This is a genomic window from Pusillimonas sp. SM2304, from assembly GCF_031628915.1.
Classification (GTDB): Bacteria; Pseudomonadota; Gammaproteobacteria; order Burkholderiales; family Burkholderiaceae_B; genus Pusillimonas_C.
This window is the reverse complement of record NZ_JAVLUJ010000001.1, coordinates 388,095-403,592: the sequence shown is the minus strand read 5'-3', so window position 1 is coordinate 403,592 and position 15,498 is coordinate 388,095. Positions and strand designations below refer to the sequence as shown.

General features: G+C 62.4%; 15 protein-coding genes. 11 read left to right on the top strand and 4 right to left on the bottom strand.

Annotation, left to right across the window (positions count from 1 at the left end):
* Nucleotides 1-873: a LysR family transcriptional regulator gene (locus RE432_RS01860; RefSeq protein WP_310931519.1), complete on the bottom strand. Its 873-nt coding sequence runs from the start codon at nucleotides 871-873 to the stop codon at nucleotides 1-3.
* A 70-nt stretch (nucleotides 874-943) separates the two neighbouring features.
* Here RE432_RS01860 and RE432_RS01855 point away from each other — a divergent pair, with 70 nt between their 5' ends.
* The 3 genes from RE432_RS01855 to RE432_RS01845 are packed head-to-tail and all read left to right on the top strand — an operon-like array spanning nucleotide 944 to nucleotide 3,690.
* The gene (locus RE432_RS01855; RefSeq protein ID WP_310931518.1) at nucleotides 944-1,795 is read left to right on the top strand and encodes an amidohydrolase family protein; all 852 of its coding nucleotides are present in this window, start codon (nucleotides 944-946) and stop codon (nucleotides 1,793-1,795) included.
* A gap of 8 nt (nucleotides 1,796-1,803) precedes the next feature.
* On the top strand, nucleotides 1,804-2,796 hold the full coding sequence (locus RE432_RS01850) for a tripartite tricarboxylate transporter substrate binding protein (RefSeq protein WP_310931517.1): 993 nt from the start codon (nucleotides 1,804-1,806) through the stop codon (nucleotides 2,794-2,796).
* A gap of 57 nt (nucleotides 2,797-2,853) precedes the next feature.
* On the top strand, nucleotides 2,854-3,690 hold the full coding sequence (locus RE432_RS01845) for a zinc-dependent peptidase (RefSeq protein WP_310931516.1): 837 nt from the start codon (nucleotides 2,854-2,856) through the stop codon (nucleotides 3,688-3,690).
* 33 nt (nucleotides 3,691-3,723) lie between these two features.
* On the opposite strand, the gene RE432_RS01840 is transcribed toward RE432_RS01845, so the two are convergent.
* Both RE432_RS01840 and RE432_RS01835 read right to left on the bottom strand, forming a co-directional pair.
* A complete protein-coding gene (locus RE432_RS01840; RefSeq protein ID WP_310931515.1) occupies nucleotides 3,724-4,482 on the bottom strand; it encodes an SDR family oxidoreductase in 759 nt (252 codons plus the stop codon).
* A gap of 53 nt (nucleotides 4,483-4,535) precedes the next feature.
* The gene (locus RE432_RS01835) at nucleotides 4,536-5,258 is read right to left on the bottom strand and encodes a DUF2238 domain-containing protein (RefSeq protein ID WP_310931514.1); all 723 of its coding nucleotides are present in this window, start codon (nucleotides 5,256-5,258) and stop codon (nucleotides 4,536-4,538) included.
* A 152-nt stretch (nucleotides 5,259-5,410) separates the two neighbouring features.
* On the opposite strand from RE432_RS01835, the gene RE432_RS01830 reads away from it, so the two are divergent.
* From RE432_RS01830 to RE432_RS01805, 6 genes are all read left to right on the top strand, one after another.
* Nucleotides 5,411-6,607: an MFS transporter gene (locus tag RE432_RS01830; RefSeq protein ID WP_310931513.1), complete on the top strand. Its 1,197-nt coding sequence runs from the start codon at nucleotides 5,411-5,413 to the stop codon at nucleotides 6,605-6,607.
* The gene (locus RE432_RS01825; protein WP_310931512.1) at nucleotides 6,588-7,265 is read left to right on the top strand and encodes a response regulator; all 678 of its coding nucleotides are present in this window, start codon (nucleotides 6,588-6,590) and stop codon (nucleotides 7,263-7,265) included. Before RE432_RS01830 ends, RE432_RS01825 begins: the two co-directional genes overlap by 20 nt.
* The gene (locus RE432_RS01820; protein ID WP_310931511.1) at nucleotides 7,258-8,688 is read left to right on the top strand and encodes a sensor histidine kinase; all 1,431 of its coding nucleotides are present in this window, start codon (nucleotides 7,258-7,260) and stop codon (nucleotides 8,686-8,688) included. Before RE432_RS01825 ends, RE432_RS01820 begins: the two co-directional genes overlap by 8 nt.
* A 164-nt stretch (nucleotides 8,689-8,852) precedes the next feature.
* Complete coding sequence (locus RE432_RS01815; RefSeq protein ID WP_310932993.1) at nucleotides 8,853-9,797, top strand: tripartite tricarboxylate transporter substrate binding protein; 945 nt, start codon at nucleotides 8,853-8,855, stop codon at nucleotides 9,795-9,797.
* A gap of 4 nt (nucleotides 9,798-9,801) precedes the next feature.
* Nucleotides 9,802-10,236 (top strand): tripartite tricarboxylate transporter TctB family protein, encoded by a 435-nt coding sequence (locus tag RE432_RS01810; RefSeq protein ID WP_310931510.1) that lies wholly within the window; start codon nucleotides 9,802-9,804, stop codon nucleotides 10,234-10,236.
* The gene (locus RE432_RS01805) at nucleotides 10,236-11,756 is read left to right on the top strand and encodes a tripartite tricarboxylate transporter permease (protein WP_310931509.1); all 1,521 of its coding nucleotides are present in this window, start codon (nucleotides 10,236-10,238) and stop codon (nucleotides 11,754-11,756) included. The genes RE432_RS01810 and RE432_RS01805 overlap by 1 nt, the downstream gene beginning before the upstream one ends.
* A 10-nt stretch (nucleotides 11,757-11,766) precedes the next feature.
* Here the strand turns inward: RE432_RS01805 and RE432_RS01800 are convergent, their stop codons facing one another.
* Nucleotides 11,767-13,116 (bottom strand): CoA transferase, encoded by a 1,350-nt coding sequence (locus RE432_RS01800; protein WP_409079833.1) that lies wholly within the window; start codon nucleotides 13,114-13,116, stop codon nucleotides 11,767-11,769.
* A 538-nt stretch (nucleotides 13,117-13,654) separates the two neighbouring features.
* Between RE432_RS01800 and RE432_RS01795 the strand changes: the two genes are divergently transcribed.
* Together RE432_RS01795 and RE432_RS01790 are read left to right on the top strand one after the other, a co-directional pair.
* On the top strand, nucleotides 13,655-15,352 hold the full coding sequence (locus RE432_RS01795) for a sodium:solute symporter family protein (protein ID WP_310931507.1): 1,698 nt from the start codon (nucleotides 13,655-13,657) through the stop codon (nucleotides 15,350-15,352).
* A 12-nt stretch (nucleotides 15,353-15,364) separates the two neighbouring features.
* Nucleotides 15,365-15,496: a putative transporter small subunit gene (locus RE432_RS01790; protein ID WP_409079798.1), complete on the top strand. Its 132-nt coding sequence runs from the start codon at nucleotides 15,365-15,367 to the stop codon at nucleotides 15,494-15,496.
* The last annotated feature ends 2 nt before the right edge of the window (nucleotides 15,497-15,498 follow it).

The window sequence follows — 15,498 nt, the reverse complement described above, 5'->3', positions numbered from 1 at the left end:
TCATACATCGGCAAAAAGCAAGTCCATGGCGGCAGCAGATTTTGCGGCGCAGATGGCGACCAGATCGAAATTGGGCAGATGGTGCGAATCCGAGATATCCAGGAAGGTGACGCCGGGGAAATCCAGCGTGCTTATCCAGCTTGGCAGAAGGCCGATCCCCATGCCGCCCGCTACGCAGGACATGACGGTCAGGGTGCGGTTGGCATGCATGTTGATCTTGACGCTGCATCCGGCTTTGCGGATACCGTCGGTAATGCCGGTGTAGAACACCGGCAATTGGTCCTGCGGATACATGATCAGCCCGATCTCGGCAATCTGCGCCAGGTTGATCGTCGGCGGCATATAACGAGACATGGCAGTGGGCACCGCGGCAATCAGGCGGTCCTGGCGCAGGACTTTTTCGTACATATGACCCGATACGGTGACGGGCGCATGCATCAGGCCGATGTCTATCATGCCCAGCTCAAGGGCGGATGCCAGCTCGTCGTTGCCCATTTCCTTCAAGGTGATGTCCAGATCGGGAGCGTGGCTGCGTACCTTGCGCAACGCCTTGGGCAAGACGTCGAACAGAGCCGACGAGACCAGGCCGATGACCAGGGAACCGGCCAGGCCTTTGCGGGTGGCCTTGGCCTTGCGCGAGGCCTCGTCCAGGCGGAACATGCCGCTTCTGACGTCGTCCGCGATGATGAGCGCCGCAGCGGTGGGCAGGGCGCCGTTGCGGGAGCGCTCGAACAGCTTGACGCCCAGGCTCTTTTCCATGCGCGCAATGGACTGGCTGAGCGCCGGCTGGGCGACCCCCAACTGGTGAGCAGCTTGGCTGATGGCGCCATGCTCCAGGACGGCCAGAAAGTTTCTCAGTTGGCTTATTTCCATAGCTAATCAATATAGATAAAGATTGCTTTCATAATAGATCAGTATAGTGACAATCGCTAGAATCTTGCGGATGTGTACTGAAAACGCTCCAGCAGGCAAACCGATTGCCCCTATCTTGCCGCCCGGCGCCATCGACAGTCATGCTCATGTTTTTGCGCCGGGCTTGCCGGTTGTCGAAGCGCGGCGCTATACGCCGGATTATGCGGCGCCGCTGGACGAATACCTGGCGCTGCTGGATGAACATGGCCTGGCCCACGGGGTGCTGGTTCAACCCAGCTTTCTGGGCACGGATAACCATTACCTGATGGGGGCCTTGCGTCAGGCGGCGGGGCGCTGCCGCGGGGTTGTCGTGGTCGACCCCGGCGTGGAAGCGGACGAGCTCAAGGCCATGGACGACTGCGGCATTGTGGGCATTCGGCTGAATCTGTTCGGCCGTCCGCTCCCGGATTTTACGCAAGCAGCGTGGCAAGGACTCTTTGAAAAGCTGAATGTGCTGGATTGGCATGTGGAAGTCCATTGCCCTTATCAGCAACTGCCGCTCATCATGCCGGCGCTGATGCAAGGGGTGCGCAAGATCGTTGTCGATCATTTTGGCCGCCCGGATTTCAAGCAGGGTGTCCAGCCCGGCCAGCTCCAGTATTTATGCAGCTTGGCTGACTGCGGATTTATATGGGTCAAGTTGTCGGCGATATACCGGATTTGGCCTGAAGGTTCGGTCGATGAGTGCACAGCTGTCGTCAGGCATTTGATCGATTGTTTCGGTGCTCGGCGCCTGATGTGGGGCAGCGATTGGCCCCATACGGAGCATGAGTCACTCAGTTCGGTGCGCAATCCACTGCGTTGGCTGATCGATGCAGTGGAAAGCCAGGATGAGCTGGCTGCTGTCTTGACGCATACCCCTAAATTGCTTTTTCGATTCTGAGGATAACGATGTCCAATACCAAGTACGCGTTTAAGAAAATCGCCCTGCAGGCCAAGTATGCCTTGGGCGCATTGGTCCTGGGTTGTTCAGCGGCGGCAAGCGCCGCTTACCCCGACCGGCCCATTACCATGGTGGTCAGCTATCCTCCGGGTGGCACAGTCGATCTGGTCGCCCGCCTGATCGCCCCCGAGCTTGAGAAAGAGCTGGGCCAGACTGTGGTGGTGGATAACAAGGGCGGCGCGGGCGGCATGCTGGGCGGCGCTTTTGTGTCGCGTGCCAAGCCGGACGGCTACACGATCTTGATGGATGCCTCCAATCACGCACAGAACCCGGCCCTGCGCGAAAAAATGACCTTCGATACCCTGAAGGATTTTGCGCCCGTGTCGCTGCTGATCAAAGTGCCCAACGTCCTGGTCGTCAATCCCGCCTCAGCCATCAAGTCGGTGGATGACTTGAAGGCCGAGGACAAGGCCAGCGAGCATACGCTTTACTATGCATCGTCCGGTCCTGGCTCGGCCCAGCATCTTGCCGGTGAACTGTTCAACGTCCTGGGGGGTACGAAGCTGATTCACGTGCCCTATAAAGGCGGTGGTCCGGCCATGATCGACGTCATGGGCAATCAGGTTCCCATGATGTTCGCCAGCCTGGGATCGTCGTGGACGCATATCAAGAGCGGGAAGCTGCGTGCCATTGCCTTGGGCGGCGCAGAACACAGCAAGCTGCTGCCTGGCGTACCCACCATTGCCGAGTCGGGCTTGCCGGGTTATGAGTCCTACGAGTGGAATGCCATTTTTGCGCCGGCGGGCACACCGCAGGACATCCTGAACCAGTTGTCCGCAGCCCTGGCCAAGGTGTTGCAGAACCCCGATGTGCAGCAGCGTCTTGCCGACCTGGGTGCGGACACGATCGGATCGTCGCCGGAACAGCTGCGCGCTTTCGTCCAGGACGAAATCGCGAAATGGAAGGATGTGGCGGCCAAGGCCAAGATCTCTTTGGATTGATGCCCAGCCCGCGCATGCTAGCATCGTAGCCATTCTGTTTCCTGAAATGAAAAGCACATGCTCAGATGGCTTGCGGGGCGGGGCGCCTCGCATAAGAACGTATCGCGCGAACTGGCGCTGATTTCTCCTGAAGCCTGGCAGGCCGTTCTGGACGGCTTGCCTTTTCTGGCGGGCCTTGCGCCTGCCGAAGACGAGGCCTTGCGCCATCGGGCGGCCTGGCTGCTGGCCAGCAAGAACTTCAGCGGGGCGCAGGGCCTGGTGTTGACCGATGACATCATGCTGTCCATTGCCGCGCAGGCGGCCTTGCCTATTCTGGCGCTCGACCCGGTCCTGTACGAGGGCTGGATCGACATCATTGTGTATCCGGGCGGTTTCCTGACGCAGCGCGTGGAAACCGACGAGGCCGGGGTGGTGCATGAATATGTACAGGAGACGTCCGGCGAGGCCTGGGAGGGCGGGCCGGTCATTCTGTCATGGGACGATGCGGGCCCGGGCCGGGACCACGACGCCAATGTCGTCATCCATGAGTTTGCCCACAAGCTGGATCAATACGGCAGCGATGTCGATGGCATGCCCAGCCTGGATGCGCACCCCACGCTGCGGCCCCGCCAGTGGCGCAATGTGCTGGAGCAGTCCTTCGATGCCTTCAACGAGGCCTTGACCGCGGTCGAGGATGCCATCCCCGGCGATGTGGACCCTGAATCGGAAGAAGGGGAGGCCTGGTTCGACACCCTGCCGCTCGACCCGTATGCGGCGACGAATGAAGCCGAATTCTTCGCGGTCAGTTCCGAGGCCTTCTTCGTCCGCCCGCGGCCGCTGGCGCTCGGCCTGCCGGCTTGGTATGGCTTGCTGTCGGAATACTATCGGCAGGACCCGCTGCGGCGGCTGGCCTGATCCCTCTGTGCCGCCGCCTGCCAGGCGACGGCGTCAGCCGCGCCCGATGAAGGGCATTTTGGTGGCCATGACGGTCATGAACTGAACGTTGGCGTCCAGCGGCAGGCTGGCCATGTACAGCACGGCGCTGGCCACATGCCCGACGTCCATCAAGGGCTCGGGCCGGGTCGACCCGTCTGCCTGCAATACGCCTCTGTTCATGACTTCAGTCATGTCGCTGGCCGCGTTGCCGATATCGATCTGGCCGCAGGCAATGTCGTATTTCCGGCCGTCCAGCGACGTGGCTTTGGTCAGGCCGGTGATGGCATGCTTGGTGGCGGTATAGGACACCGCGTTGGGACGCGGTGCGTGGGCCGAAATCGAGCCGTTGTTGATAATGCGTCCGCCCTGTGGCTGCTGCGCTTTCATCAGGCGGAAGGCGCCTTGCGTGCATAGAAACGCGCCGGTCAGGTTGATGTCGACCGCCGACTTCCATTGCTCGTATTCCAGGTCTTCCAGCGAGGCCGAGCGCGCGAAAATACCGGCGTTGTTGAACAGCAGATCGAGCCGTCCAAAATGCTGCCTGATCTGCTCGAACAGGTGATCGACGGCGACCGGGTCGCTGACGTCGGTGGGTACGGCCAGCGCTTGTACGCCAAGGGCCCGCGCTGCCTGGGCCGTTTCTTCCAGCGGCTCTTTGCGGCGGCCGGCCAGTGCCACCGCATAGCCGGCGCCCGCCAGCGCCAGAGCGATGCTTTTGCCGATGCCCGAGCCTGCGCCGGTAATCAGTGCGTACTTTTGCTGTGTCGTCATTGTCTGCTCCTTGGTTCGACGGCGTTTCTTGTGCTGGGCATTATACGGCGGGCCTAGGCCCTTTCCGTTCGCGCCTGGGCCGGTTTTTTCATGTTCTGCGACCATTCCCAGGCCACGTCCCGGTGCAGTTTTGCATTGATGGCTGCGGTGATCAGCATGGCCAGCAGGGCGCCCAGCGCGGCCAGCCCCATGTCTTTGTGGGCATCCCAGATGTCGCCCTGGGTGCCCAGATACTGCATGCCCAGGTCGCCGCCGAACATCATGGCCGCGCCCCATTCGATCAGTTCGTACAGCGCCGATGTGCTCAGCGTAAAGTCCAGCGGCAGGAAGTACGCCCAGAAGCCGCGCACTTCGACAATGCGCAGAAAGAACTCGCGGATGGGATAGGCCAGCAGCAGTCCGTATGAAAAGTGCACGAGGCGGTCGTAATGGTTGCGCTCCCAGCCGAACAGGCTGTTCAGGCTGCGGCCCGTCAGCGCCTGCCACCACGGGTCATAGGGCACTTCGGAGTAGGTATAGTGCGAGCCCAGCGTATGCAGCGACAGGAACAGCAGGATCAGCAGCAAAGAGGCATTCGAGAAGCGGAACTGGCGCCGTATGGCCCAAAGCAGGCAGAACAGCGCCAGGACCAGCGCGTTCTCCAGGAGCCAGGCCGCGCGGTCGACCGGCCGGATGGCCAGCGCCAGCCACAGAATAAAGTATGCGGCGGCGGCGATCGCCACGGCGGCTTGGCCCGCCGGACGCGCGGCAGCCTGGGCCTGAGCGGATGCTGACATGTCTTGCCTCGTGCTCGTGAAGGTTCATGCGCAGTGTACCGCCAGGCGGACGCCGGCAAGCGCGGACGGCGCCTTGGTGGCAAAATGACCGGCTTGGGCTTGCTTGACATCGCTGCGGATGGCCGCCGACGAACAATGCCCGCGAGCAACACATGACCGAGACATCATTCCGCTGGAGCCAGATCATTATCCCCGCCTTCGGGCCTTCATTGCTGTTCGGCATCGCCAACGGGGCCATTCTGCCCGTCATCGCGCTCAGCGCCATTGCCTTGGGCGCATCGCACGCGATGTCGGGCGTCATTGCCGCCTTGATCGGCTTTGGTTCCCTGGTCTGCAATATTCCGGCGGCCATGATCACGGCGCGCTTCGGTGAGCGGCGCTCGCTGATCGGAGCCTCGGCCGTCAGCGTGCTGGCGCTGTCGCTTTGCATCCTGGCGAAACATCCCGCCCTGCTGGCGCTGGGTGTTCTGCTCATGGGCATGGCCACATCGGTGTTCTATCTGGCGCGGCAAACCTTTTTGATGGAAGTGGCGCCTGTCCATATGCGGGCCCGGGCGTTTTCGACGCTGGGCGGCACGCAGCGCATCGGCATGTTCATCGGCCCTTTCGGCGCGGCGGGGCTGATGCACTTCGTTGGGCTCGACGGCGCGTATCTGGTCGCCATTGCGGCGCTGGTCACGGCCGGCGCACTCGCGTTCGCGCTGCCCGAACTGCAGCCGCGCGCCGAAAGCGGCGCGGCGGATGCGCCCCGTCCACGCATGGCCGCGATCGCCGTCGAGCATAAGCGGGTGTTCATGACGCTGGGCCTGGGCTGCCTGCTGATCGGGGCCATGCGCGCCTCGCGCCAGGTGGCGATCCCCTTGTGGGCGGATGCCATCGGCCTGAGCCCCACGGCCACAGCGATTATTTTCGGCTGCGTGTCGTCCATCGATATGCTGGTGTTCTACCCGGCCGGAAAAATCATGGATCACTTCGGCCGCCTCTGGGTTGCCCTGCCGTGCTCGCTGATGCTGGCTGCCTCGCTGCTGGCCCTGCCGCTGACCGCGACGATGGCGCCTTTCGTGGCCGTCTGCCTGTTGATGGGGCTGGGCAACGGCATTGGGTCGGGCATTGTGATGACGTTGGGCGCGGATGCCGCGCCGGCGAACGCACGCACCGAATTCCTGGGGATTTGGCGGCTGATCGCCGACATGGGCACCAGCGCCGGACCCTTCGTGCTGGCCGGATTGACGGCCCTGATTTCGCTGGCCGCGGGTATTGCCGCAACGGGCGCCTTCGGCCTGGTGTCGGCGTATATTTTCTGGCGTGCGATGCCGCACGGGACGCAACATGCGCATACTGCTGATTGAAGACGAAACCGAACTGGCCCATTGGCTGTCGCGCAGCCTGGCCAGGCACGGCGGCTTTGCCGTTGAGTGGGCTGACGATGCCGAGCTGGCCGAGCGGCGCATGGCGGTCGAGGAATTCGACGTCATTGTCCTGGACCTGGGCTTGCCCGGCATGGACGGGCGCAGCTTCCTGACCCGTTTGCGCGCGCGCGACGACCGTACCCCGGTCCTGGTGCTGACGGCCCGCGATTCCCTGGCGGAACGCGTCGGCACCCTGCATGAAGGGGCGGACGATTTCCTGCGCAAGCCCTTTGTCATCGAAGAACTCGAAGCCAGGCTGATTGCCCTGATCCGGCGCAGCCGCGGCCGCGAGCATCCCCGGCTGGCGCTGGGCAAGCTGGTTTTCGATACCGCGGCCTTGCGGTTCCTGGTCGACGGCCAGCCGCTGGCGCTCTCGCCCCGCGAGTTCGCCGTGCTTCGTGTCTTGATACAAAAAAGCGGCGAGCCGATACCCAAGCAGCAGATCCTCGACCGTATCAGTTCCGACGACAAAGAGATCAACCTGGAAGCCATCGAGGTGCTGATACACCGCTTGCGCAAGAAGCTGGTGAATACCGGCACGCAAATCGAAACCTTGCGCGGCATGGGCTATTGCCTGGAGCCCGTCGGCGATGCTTGAGAAGATTGCCAGCAAGGGGATAGGGCTCAAGTCCCTGTTGCTGTGGACGCTGGTGCCGGCCCTGATCCTGTTCATGGTGTTTGCCTTGTGGCTGTCCAGCCATATGCTGCGCGCGCAGATCGATATTGCCTACGATCGTTCCCTGGCGGGGGCGTTGCGCGCCATCGATCACCAGATATCCACAGTCAGCGGCGGGTTGTCGATAGAGCTGCCCTACCTGATGCTGGAATTCTTCGAACTGACCGCCAATGAAAACGTGTATTACCGGGTCTTGACTGAAGATGGCCTGGCCGACATCGGCAATCAGCAGTTACCGCTGCCCGAGCAGTATCTGGTGTCGGGCGTGCCCCAGTTCTACACCGCCGGCTACCTGGGCGAAACGGTGCGCATCGCGGCACTGGCCCGAGAGATGGACCCGCCCTTGTACAACAACCGCGGCGGCCGCGTGATTGTCCTGGTGGGCGAAGATATTGAAACGCGCGAAGCCTTCATCCAGTCCATGTTGCTGCGCTCGATAGAGCGCGATCTGATTTCAGTTGTCTTGGTCGTGCTGATTGTCGTGTTCGGCGTTTTGTTCGCCGTGCGGCCTTTGTCGCGCCTGAGGGACGAGCTGGAAGGACGCCATCACAATGATTTGCGGCCCATCGAGGCGCGCGGCATGCCGGCGGAGGTTCAGCCGCTGGTGATGGCGGTCAATCTTCATATGGAGCGCTACGAACAACAGGCGCGCCTGCAAAGCCAGTTTCTGGACGATGCCTCGCATCAGTTGCGCACGCCGCTGACCGTCCTGCGCGCGCAACTGGGCTACGCCCTGCGCGAGCAGGACCCCAAGGAAGTGCGCGCGGCGCTGCTGGCCATGCGCGAAGGACTGGATCGCGCGGTTCGGACCGCCAATCAAATGCTGTCCCTGGCCCGGGCCAAGGAGCCGCCTTCCTTCGACACAGGAGAGGGGCTGGAGAAAGTTGATCTGGTCGGCGTTGCCCAGGAAGTGCTCAAGGGGGTCTACCCCATCGCGCGGGCAAAGCGGCTGGACTTTGGCCTGGAGTGTCCGGATCGGGCTGTTGAGGTATGGGGCCAGGAATGGCTGATACGCGAAGCGGTCGTCAATCTGGTGGACAACGCGGTGCGCTACACCCCGGAAGGGGGCGTGATGACCCTGCGTGTAGAGGGTGCCGGCCGGCAGGCTCGCGTGATCGTCGAAGACAGCGGTCCGGGGATGTCCAAGGCCGATATCGACAAGGCGGGCTTGCGGTTCAGGCGCGGCAGCGCCGGGCGCAACACCAGCGGCGCTGGCTTGGGACTGGCGATTGTGCAGGCCATCATGCAGCAGCACCGCGGGCAGTTTCAGCTGGAGTCCGAAGGCAAGGGGTGCCGGGCCATATTGGTGTTTTCCCTAGATTTCGCCCCCGATCGCTATTCCTGAAAGAATTGAAAGCCTTTAGAAAGGCAAGGTTTCGTACGCTTGCCCGGTCAGGCCTTCTATCAGAAGAAGTAAAGGCCTTGTATACGGCTTTTTTTCAGGAGACAACAATGAAAAACTTATCTGCAGGGAAACTATTGGCCGGCCTGCTGCTCGGCAGCGGCGTGATGATGGCCTTTTCCGGCGTGGCCGGCGCGCAGGAACCCAAGCGGCCGCAATGTATTGCACCGGCACAGCCCGGGGGCGGCTTTGACCTGACCTGCCGTCTGGCCCAGGAAGGCCTGAAAGCGGCCGATCAGCTTAAAGAGCCGATGCGCATCATATACATGCCGGGCGGGATCGGCGCGGTGGCCTACAACCACGTGGTCGCCCAGAAGCCCGATGATGGCAGTTCGATCATCGCGTTTTCAGGCGGCTCGCTGCTGAATCTGGCACAGGGCAAGTTCGGAAAATACGGCGTTGACGACGTGCGCTGGCTGTCGGCGGTCGGTTCCGATTATGGCGTGGCGGTAGTGCGCGACGACTCCCCGTATAAAACACTGGGCGACCTGATGACCGCCTTCAAGGCCGACCCCAGCAAAATCGTGCTGGGCGCCGGCGGCACGGTAGGCAGCCAGGACTGGATGAAGGCCGCGCTGACCGCCAAGGCGGCGGATGTTGATTACAAGAAAATGCGTTTCGTGGCCTTCGAAGGGGGCGGCGAAGCCATTACGGCCTTGCGCGGCGGGCATATCCAGGCATACATGGGCGATGCGGCCGAGGCCTTCACCATGCTGGAAGGCGGCGCGCCTATCCGGGTGCTGGCCGTCTTCAACAGCGAACGCCTGCCCGGCAAGCTGTCCAGCGTGCCGACAGCCAAAGAACAGGGCTTTGACATCGACTGGCCCATTATCCGGGGCTTCTACGTGGGGCCCAAAGTGTCCGACGAGGAATACAACTGGTGGGTCGAAGCGTTCAAGCAGACGCAGGACAGCCCGGAATTTGCCGCCTTGCAGCAAAAACAAGGCCTGTTTCCCTTCAAGAAAGCCGGTGCGGAACTTGACGCCTACGTCAAGGAGCGGGTCAAGGCTTATGCAGAGCTTGCCGATTCCTTTGGCCTGATCAAGAAGTAAGCACATGAACGACCGTGTAATCGGCATCGCCGCCCTGGCCTTCGGTGGGTTGATGGTCTGGTTCGGCTGGGGAATAGAGGCGCCGTTTTCATACGAGCCCGTCGGCCCCCGGGCGTTCCCCATGCTGTTGGCCGCCATTATTTCCTTATGCGGACTCTGGCTCCTGCTCAGGGGCAAGGAAAGCGCCGAACCCAATCCGCCCGGCGCCAATGGCCGCATCTTGCTGATGGTGGGCTATTGCATTGCCTACGCCTTTTTCTTCCAGATGCTGGGCTTCATTATTGCCACGACCTTGATGACTATCTTGGTGGGCCGGCTGTTTGGCGGCGCCTGGTGGAAGGTGACGGTGGGCGGGCTGGTGATGAGTGTGCTGTTCTTTCTGCTGTTCGACCAGGCGCTTGATGTGGTGCTGCCCCTGGGCCTGCTGGAGACACTGTGATGAGCGAAATCCTTTCGCATTTGAGTATCGGCTTCGGCGTTGCCGCGTCCTGGACGAATCTGCTGGTTGCCGCGCTGGGCGCCTTCTTCGGCACACTGGTCGGCGTCCTGCCCGGCCTGGGGCCGATCAATGGCGTGGCCATGCTGATCCCGATTGCCTTTGCCATGAATCTGCCGCCCGAAACGGCACTGATCCTGCTGGCAGCCGTGTATGTGGGCGCCGAGTACGGCGGGCGCATCACCTCGATCCTGATCAACGTGCCCGGCGAGGCCAGCGCCATCATGACCACGCTCGACGGCTATCCGCTGGCGCGCCAGGGCCTGGCCAACGTGGCGTTGTCGCTGTCGGCCTGGTCGGCGTTCTTCGGCGCCATCGTCGCCGTGTTCGGCATCATCCTCTTGGCGCCCCTACTGGCCAAATGGGCGCTGGCATTCGGCCCGGCCGAATACTTTGTGCTGATGGTCTTTGCGTTCTGCTGCCTGACCAGCCTGCTTAGCGAGAAGCCCGTCAAGGGCGTGTTGTCGGCCATGATAGGCCTGTCCATTGCCACGGTGGGCGTGGACGCCAACTCAGGCGTGTATCGCTACACGTTCGATTCCGTGCATTTGTTCGACGGCATCGAGTTTGTCGTGGTCGTCATTGCCCTGTTCGCGGTGGCCGAGCTGCTGGAAATGCTCGAGAAAGTCATGGCGGGCCATAAGGTCGAAGTGCAGTCCAGCGGGCGCAAGCTGTTCAACCTGAAAGAGCTCGCCTATACATGGTGGAGCGTGGTGCGCAGCGCTTTCCTGGGTTTCGGCGTGGGGGTGTTGCCCGGCGCCGGCGCCAGCGTCGCGGCCGCGGTGGCTTACTCTAACGAAAAGCGCATCTGCGAAGAGAAAGACCCCAACGCCAAATTCGGCAAGGGCGATATGCGCGGCCTGGTCGCGCCCGAAGCGGCGGCCACCTCGTCGGCCATCGGCTCGTTCGTGCCCATGCTGACACTGGGCGTACCCGGCTCGGGCACGACGGCGGTCATGATGGGCGCATTGACCCTGTACAACATCACGCCGGGTCCGGTGCTGTTCGACACCAAGCCTGAACTGGTGTGGGGCCTGATCGCGTCGCTGTTCATCGCCAACGTCATGCTGTTCATCATGAACGTACCCATGGTGCGGGTGTTTTCCAAAGTGCTGTCGGTGCCCGGCTGGATGATGGTGCCCGGCATCCTGACGATCAGCTATATCGGCGTCTATGCCATTAATGCGGGTACCTTCGATCTGTTGATGGTGGCCGGTATCGGGGCAGTGGGGTATTTGCTGCGCAAAGGCGGCCTGCCCATGGCGCCCCTGGTGCTGGGCGTCGTGCTGGGCGACATGATGGAACAGAACCTGCGGCGGGCTTTGTCGATGACCGACGGCGCGCTGAGCGTGCTGGTCAGCAGCAACATCGCCATCGGCTTGTGGATTGTGTCGATCGCCATCGTGGTTGTGCCGCCGGTCTTGCGTTATGTGAAAAGGCGCAGGAAAGCGGCGCTGCGGTAAGCAAGCCGCGCTAGCGCCATTCGGCGCGGCTGCTGCGCAATGCATGGGCGGGAAGGTCCCAGTGCATGGCGGCGCCTTCCACGGTGCAAGGCGGCTTGATCCGGTGCGCAGGCCCCCAGCTTGTGCGCTCAAGCGCTGCCGAACAATCATCGGCATGTTCAGGTGCCAACGGGGCGGATTCTTCCGCCCCGTTCTGCGTCATCAGCAGATGGGCGGTCCGGGCCAAGGACAGGCGGCTGTGCGTGCCCCGCCCGCTGGCCAGGCGCTCGGACAGACCGTCCAGCACCGCGGCCGCCATCAGATAGCCTGTGGCCTGATCCAGCGCCTGTACCGGCAGCGGTGTGGGGCGGTCTGCGCCATAGCGCTTCATTCCCGTGTCGGCAATGCCGCAACTCATTTGCACCAGGCTGTCGAACCCGCGCCGCGTTTGCCAGGGACCGGTCCAGCCGTATGCGTTCAGGCAGACGTCGATCAGCCCCGGCCGGATGCGCTGGCGCGCCTGTGCATCCAGCCCCAGCCGGTCCAGGGCATCGGCCCGGTAACCGTGCACAAGGACATCGGCGCCCGCCAGCAATGTCTTGAGCTGTTCTTTCTGCGCGGCGATACGCAGATCCAGTTGCGCGCAGCGCTTGCCCAGGGTGACTTCGGGCACCATGCCGGGTTCAGTCCAGAAGGGCGGGTCGATACGCAATACCTGGGCCCCGTAGCCGGCAAGAAAGCGGGTCGATACCGGCCCCGCCAGCACCCGCGTCAGGTCCAGTACGCGGATGCCGTCAAGCGGGCGTTCCAGCCGCCCGGCCGGGTCTGCGTTTGGGCCCACATCGCCCGCCTGGTGGTGGAACAGGGGTTCGGCTTGCAAGGCCAGGCCTTGCGGGTGTTCCCGCCAAGCCGCCTGGGTGCGCATGGCGGCGGCGCAACCGCCCGCCGCCACGATCGCCGATTCCAGTTCGATGGCGCGCCGGTTGGCCATGGCGCGGGCGACTCGGTCATGCGCGGGCTCGACGTCCAGCACGGCCAGCGCCGCCGCGCGGTGATGCGGTGCGTTGGCATGCAGGCGTATCCAGCCGTCTTCGGTAGCGTAGTCCCCCGTGACGGGATCCCGCACGGCGGGAAGCGGCCATCCCTGGGGCCTTAACGACGTGGCGAACCAGAAGGAAGCCAGCCGCCGATCGACCGAGACGGCGGGCAGCCGGCCGAAGCGCTGCGCCATATAGCGGGCCAGTGACTGGGCCGCCGTCGCGATGGATGCCGCAGCGAAATCGGTGCAGGGAAATGCCGCGGGCAGGCTGCCGCTTCCTGTCAGTGCCGGCAATGCGTCGACGGCCGCTGCGCGCGCGCCGGCGGCGCCTGGCGCCTGCATGGCGCGCATGAATGCGGCGAAAGCGGTAGAGTGAGTCATGACGGGTTGCCACGCGATGAAAAGCCCATGCCTGCATCATACTTTCTTGCATAGGGCGAGGCTACTTTCCCTTGCGCTTGGGCACGCAATATGGACTTGCCGGGCATACGGCGCTACAATGCTGGTCTTGCGCTGCTTGGTGCAATCGCCATGCCAGAGGCTTTCTGGCAAGGTATCAGGCAGAAATTACGGGAAACCCGCTTTCCTATCACAAGGCCGCTACGCGGTGGCCCGGCTTTTCAAGCCGAAACAATCATACCCGGCCGAATACGGCCGCGGAACAATCAAGCTGACCCGCATGGGCCAGCATCGCAGCATACAGGCGCTTGCAATCCCTGGCCGAGTCTCGGCGGTTCGCTATGGTCTGTTGCTGTTGCAACAAGGCACCTGATTTGTGTCTTTCATCAGGCCTGCTCCGCAACGGAAACGTTTCGGCCGCGGGCCGGAATGATTGCGCGCGTCGATTTCAGGGGCCACGCACATGAGGATGATTTCGACAATGCAAGAGGCTGATTTTTTTCAACTATCGACATCCACGGCGCTATTGCTGCTCGTGGGTTTCTACGGGCTGACGTTCCTGCTTTCACTGGCAATCGGAAAAAAGAAAGAGAACGTCGACGGCTATATGGTGTCGAATAATGCGGTGGGTTTTGGCTTGTCGGCCGCCAGCATGATTGCCACCTGGATCTGGGCGGCGTCGTTTTATGCCAGCGCCACATCCGGGTATCGCTACGGGTTGTCGGGGCCGCTGCACTATGGCTTGTGGGGGGCGCTGATGATTCTGTTCATCTACCCGTATGGGCGGCGCTTTCGCCAACTGGCGCCCAAGGCGCACACCCTGGCCGAAGTGGTTCAGGCACGCCATGGTACGTCCAGCCAGTTGATCATGGCCGTGTCCAATCTGATCGGCAGTTGCATCAGCCTGATGGTCAACTTCACCGCCGCGGGCGCGCTGGTCTCTATACTGAGTCCGCTCAGCTTCATACAGGGCGTGCTGATCGCCGGCCTGGGCGTGCTGTCCTATACCTTGTGGTCGGGCTTTCGCGCTTCGGTCATGACGGACTTTGCGCAGTTGATCGCCATGATTCTTGCCGCGGTCGTGATTATCCCGCTGATCTTCTTCAATGCCGGCGGCACCGATATGCTGATGGCGAACCTGGGCAGCCTGAGCGCCGAGCAAGGGGATTTCTTCTCGACCACGGCCATCCTTGAGCAAGGCGCGCCGTACTTTGTGGCGGTGCTGGCCTATGCCATCGGCAACCAGACCATTGCACAGCGCTTGTTTGCCGTGCGCGAAGACTTGATCAAGTCCACCTTCCTGACCGCCACGATCGGCTACGGCGCCGTCGTGATCGGCCTGGGCATGCTGGGCCTGCTGGCGCTGCTGGTTGGGCTGGAGCCGCACGGCGGCGACATGAACAACATTATTCCGCAGATGGCATCCACGTATTTGCCGCCCTTCGGCATTGCGCTGTTTTTCATTCTGGTGGTGGGCTCGCTGTCCTCAACGGCGGACTCCGATCTGTCGGCGTTGTCGGCCATCATGATGACCGACGTCTATGGCAAGAACCTGGCACGCGGCAAGCCCGATCCCAAGCGCATGTTGTGGTGGGGCCGCGCCACCATGGTTGTGGCCACGATGCTGGGCGTGATCTTCGCCAGCCTGCGGCTGGATATCCTGGTCATGCTGGTGTTTGTCGGCGCATTGTGGGGCGCGATTGTCTTTCCGGTGATCGTCAGCTTCTACTGGGACCGCGTCACCAACAAGGCCTTTACCAGCGCCGTGATCGCCGCGGTGCTGCTGTTTACCACCGCCCGTTTCGAACTGCTGCCGCTGGAAGGCGCGGTTGCGGTCTTTTTTGAACTGTGCGCCTCGATGGGCATGGGCGTCGTGATCGGATTGATGACCTTCGCCTTCTTCAACCGCAAGATCGCGATTGCGCTGGGTGTGCTGGTGGCCTTCGGGTCCATGCCTTTCGTTGTGGGTTTTCTGCGCGACTATGCCGTGCTGCTCAGCTCGCTGACCGCTTACGGTGTCAGTGCCGTGGTGTGCGTAGCGATCAGCCTGCGCAGCAAAGAGCGTTTCGATTTCGACGTGCTGGCTGAACGGGTCACCTCGTTTCATCAAGACGAGAAGGCCGCGGCCGCCAAGCACGGTGTTGTGTTGAACGGCGGCCCCGCGGCCGCCAATGCTTAAAAAGGAGAGAAAATGTCCACGATGTTATTGACTGGCTACATCCTCGTCTGGCCTGTGATCTCGGCAGCCGTCCTGTTGGCATTGATCGTTGCGCTGATCCGCGACATGCGCGCCGCCCATAAGGAAGGCGGCGGCATGATTTAGTG

Excerpts from the sequence above, each read along its gene's own strand:
- RE432_RS01860 (WP_310931519.1), bottom strand. The coding sequence starts at position 873 with ATGGAAATAAGCCAACTGAGAAACTTTCTGGCCGTCCTGGAGCATGGC.
- RE432_RS01855 (WP_310931518.1), top strand. The coding sequence starts at position 944 with ATGTGTACTGAAAACGCTCCAGCAGGCAAACCGATTGCCCCTATCTTG.
- RE432_RS01850 (WP_310931517.1), top strand. The coding sequence starts at position 1,804 with ATGTCCAATACCAAGTACGCGTTTAAGAAAATCGCCCTGCAGGCCAAG.
- RE432_RS01845 (WP_310931516.1), top strand. The coding sequence starts at position 2,854 with ATGCTCAGATGGCTTGCGGGGCGGGGCGCCTCGCATAAGAACGTATCG.
- RE432_RS01840 (WP_310931515.1), bottom strand. The coding sequence starts at position 4,482 with ATGACGACACAGCAAAAGTACGCACTGATTACCGGCGCAGGCTCGGGC.
- RE432_RS01835 (WP_310931514.1), bottom strand. The coding sequence starts at position 5,258 with ATGTCAGCATCCGCTCAGGCCCAGGCTGCCGCGCGTCCGGCGGGCCAA.
- RE432_RS01830 (WP_310931513.1), top strand. The coding sequence starts at position 5,411 with ATGACCGAGACATCATTCCGCTGGAGCCAGATCATTATCCCCGCCTTC.
- RE432_RS01825 (WP_310931512.1), top strand. The coding sequence starts at position 6,588 with ATGCGCATACTGCTGATTGAAGACGAAACCGAACTGGCCCATTGGCTG.
- RE432_RS01820 (WP_310931511.1), top strand. The coding sequence starts at position 7,258 with ATGCTTGAGAAGATTGCCAGCAAGGGGATAGGGCTCAAGTCCCTGTTG.
- RE432_RS01815 (WP_310932993.1), top strand. The coding sequence starts at position 8,853 with ATGATGGCCTTTTCCGGCGTGGCCGGCGCGCAGGAACCCAAGCGGCCG.
- RE432_RS01810 (WP_310931510.1), top strand. The coding sequence starts at position 9,802 with ATGAACGACCGTGTAATCGGCATCGCCGCCCTGGCCTTCGGTGGGTTG.
- RE432_RS01805 (WP_310931509.1), top strand. The coding sequence starts at position 10,236 with ATGAGCGAAATCCTTTCGCATTTGAGTATCGGCTTCGGCGTTGCCGCG.
- RE432_RS01800 (WP_409079833.1), bottom strand. The coding sequence starts at position 13,116 with ATGCAGGCGCCAGGCGCCGCCGGCGCGCGCGCAGCGGCCGTCGACGCA.
- RE432_RS01795 (WP_310931507.1), top strand. The coding sequence starts at position 13,655 with ATGCAAGAGGCTGATTTTTTTCAACTATCGACATCCACGGCGCTATTG.
- RE432_RS01790 (WP_409079798.1), top strand. The coding sequence starts at position 15,365 with ATGTCCACGATGTTATTGACTGGCTACATCCTCGTCTGGCCTGTGATC.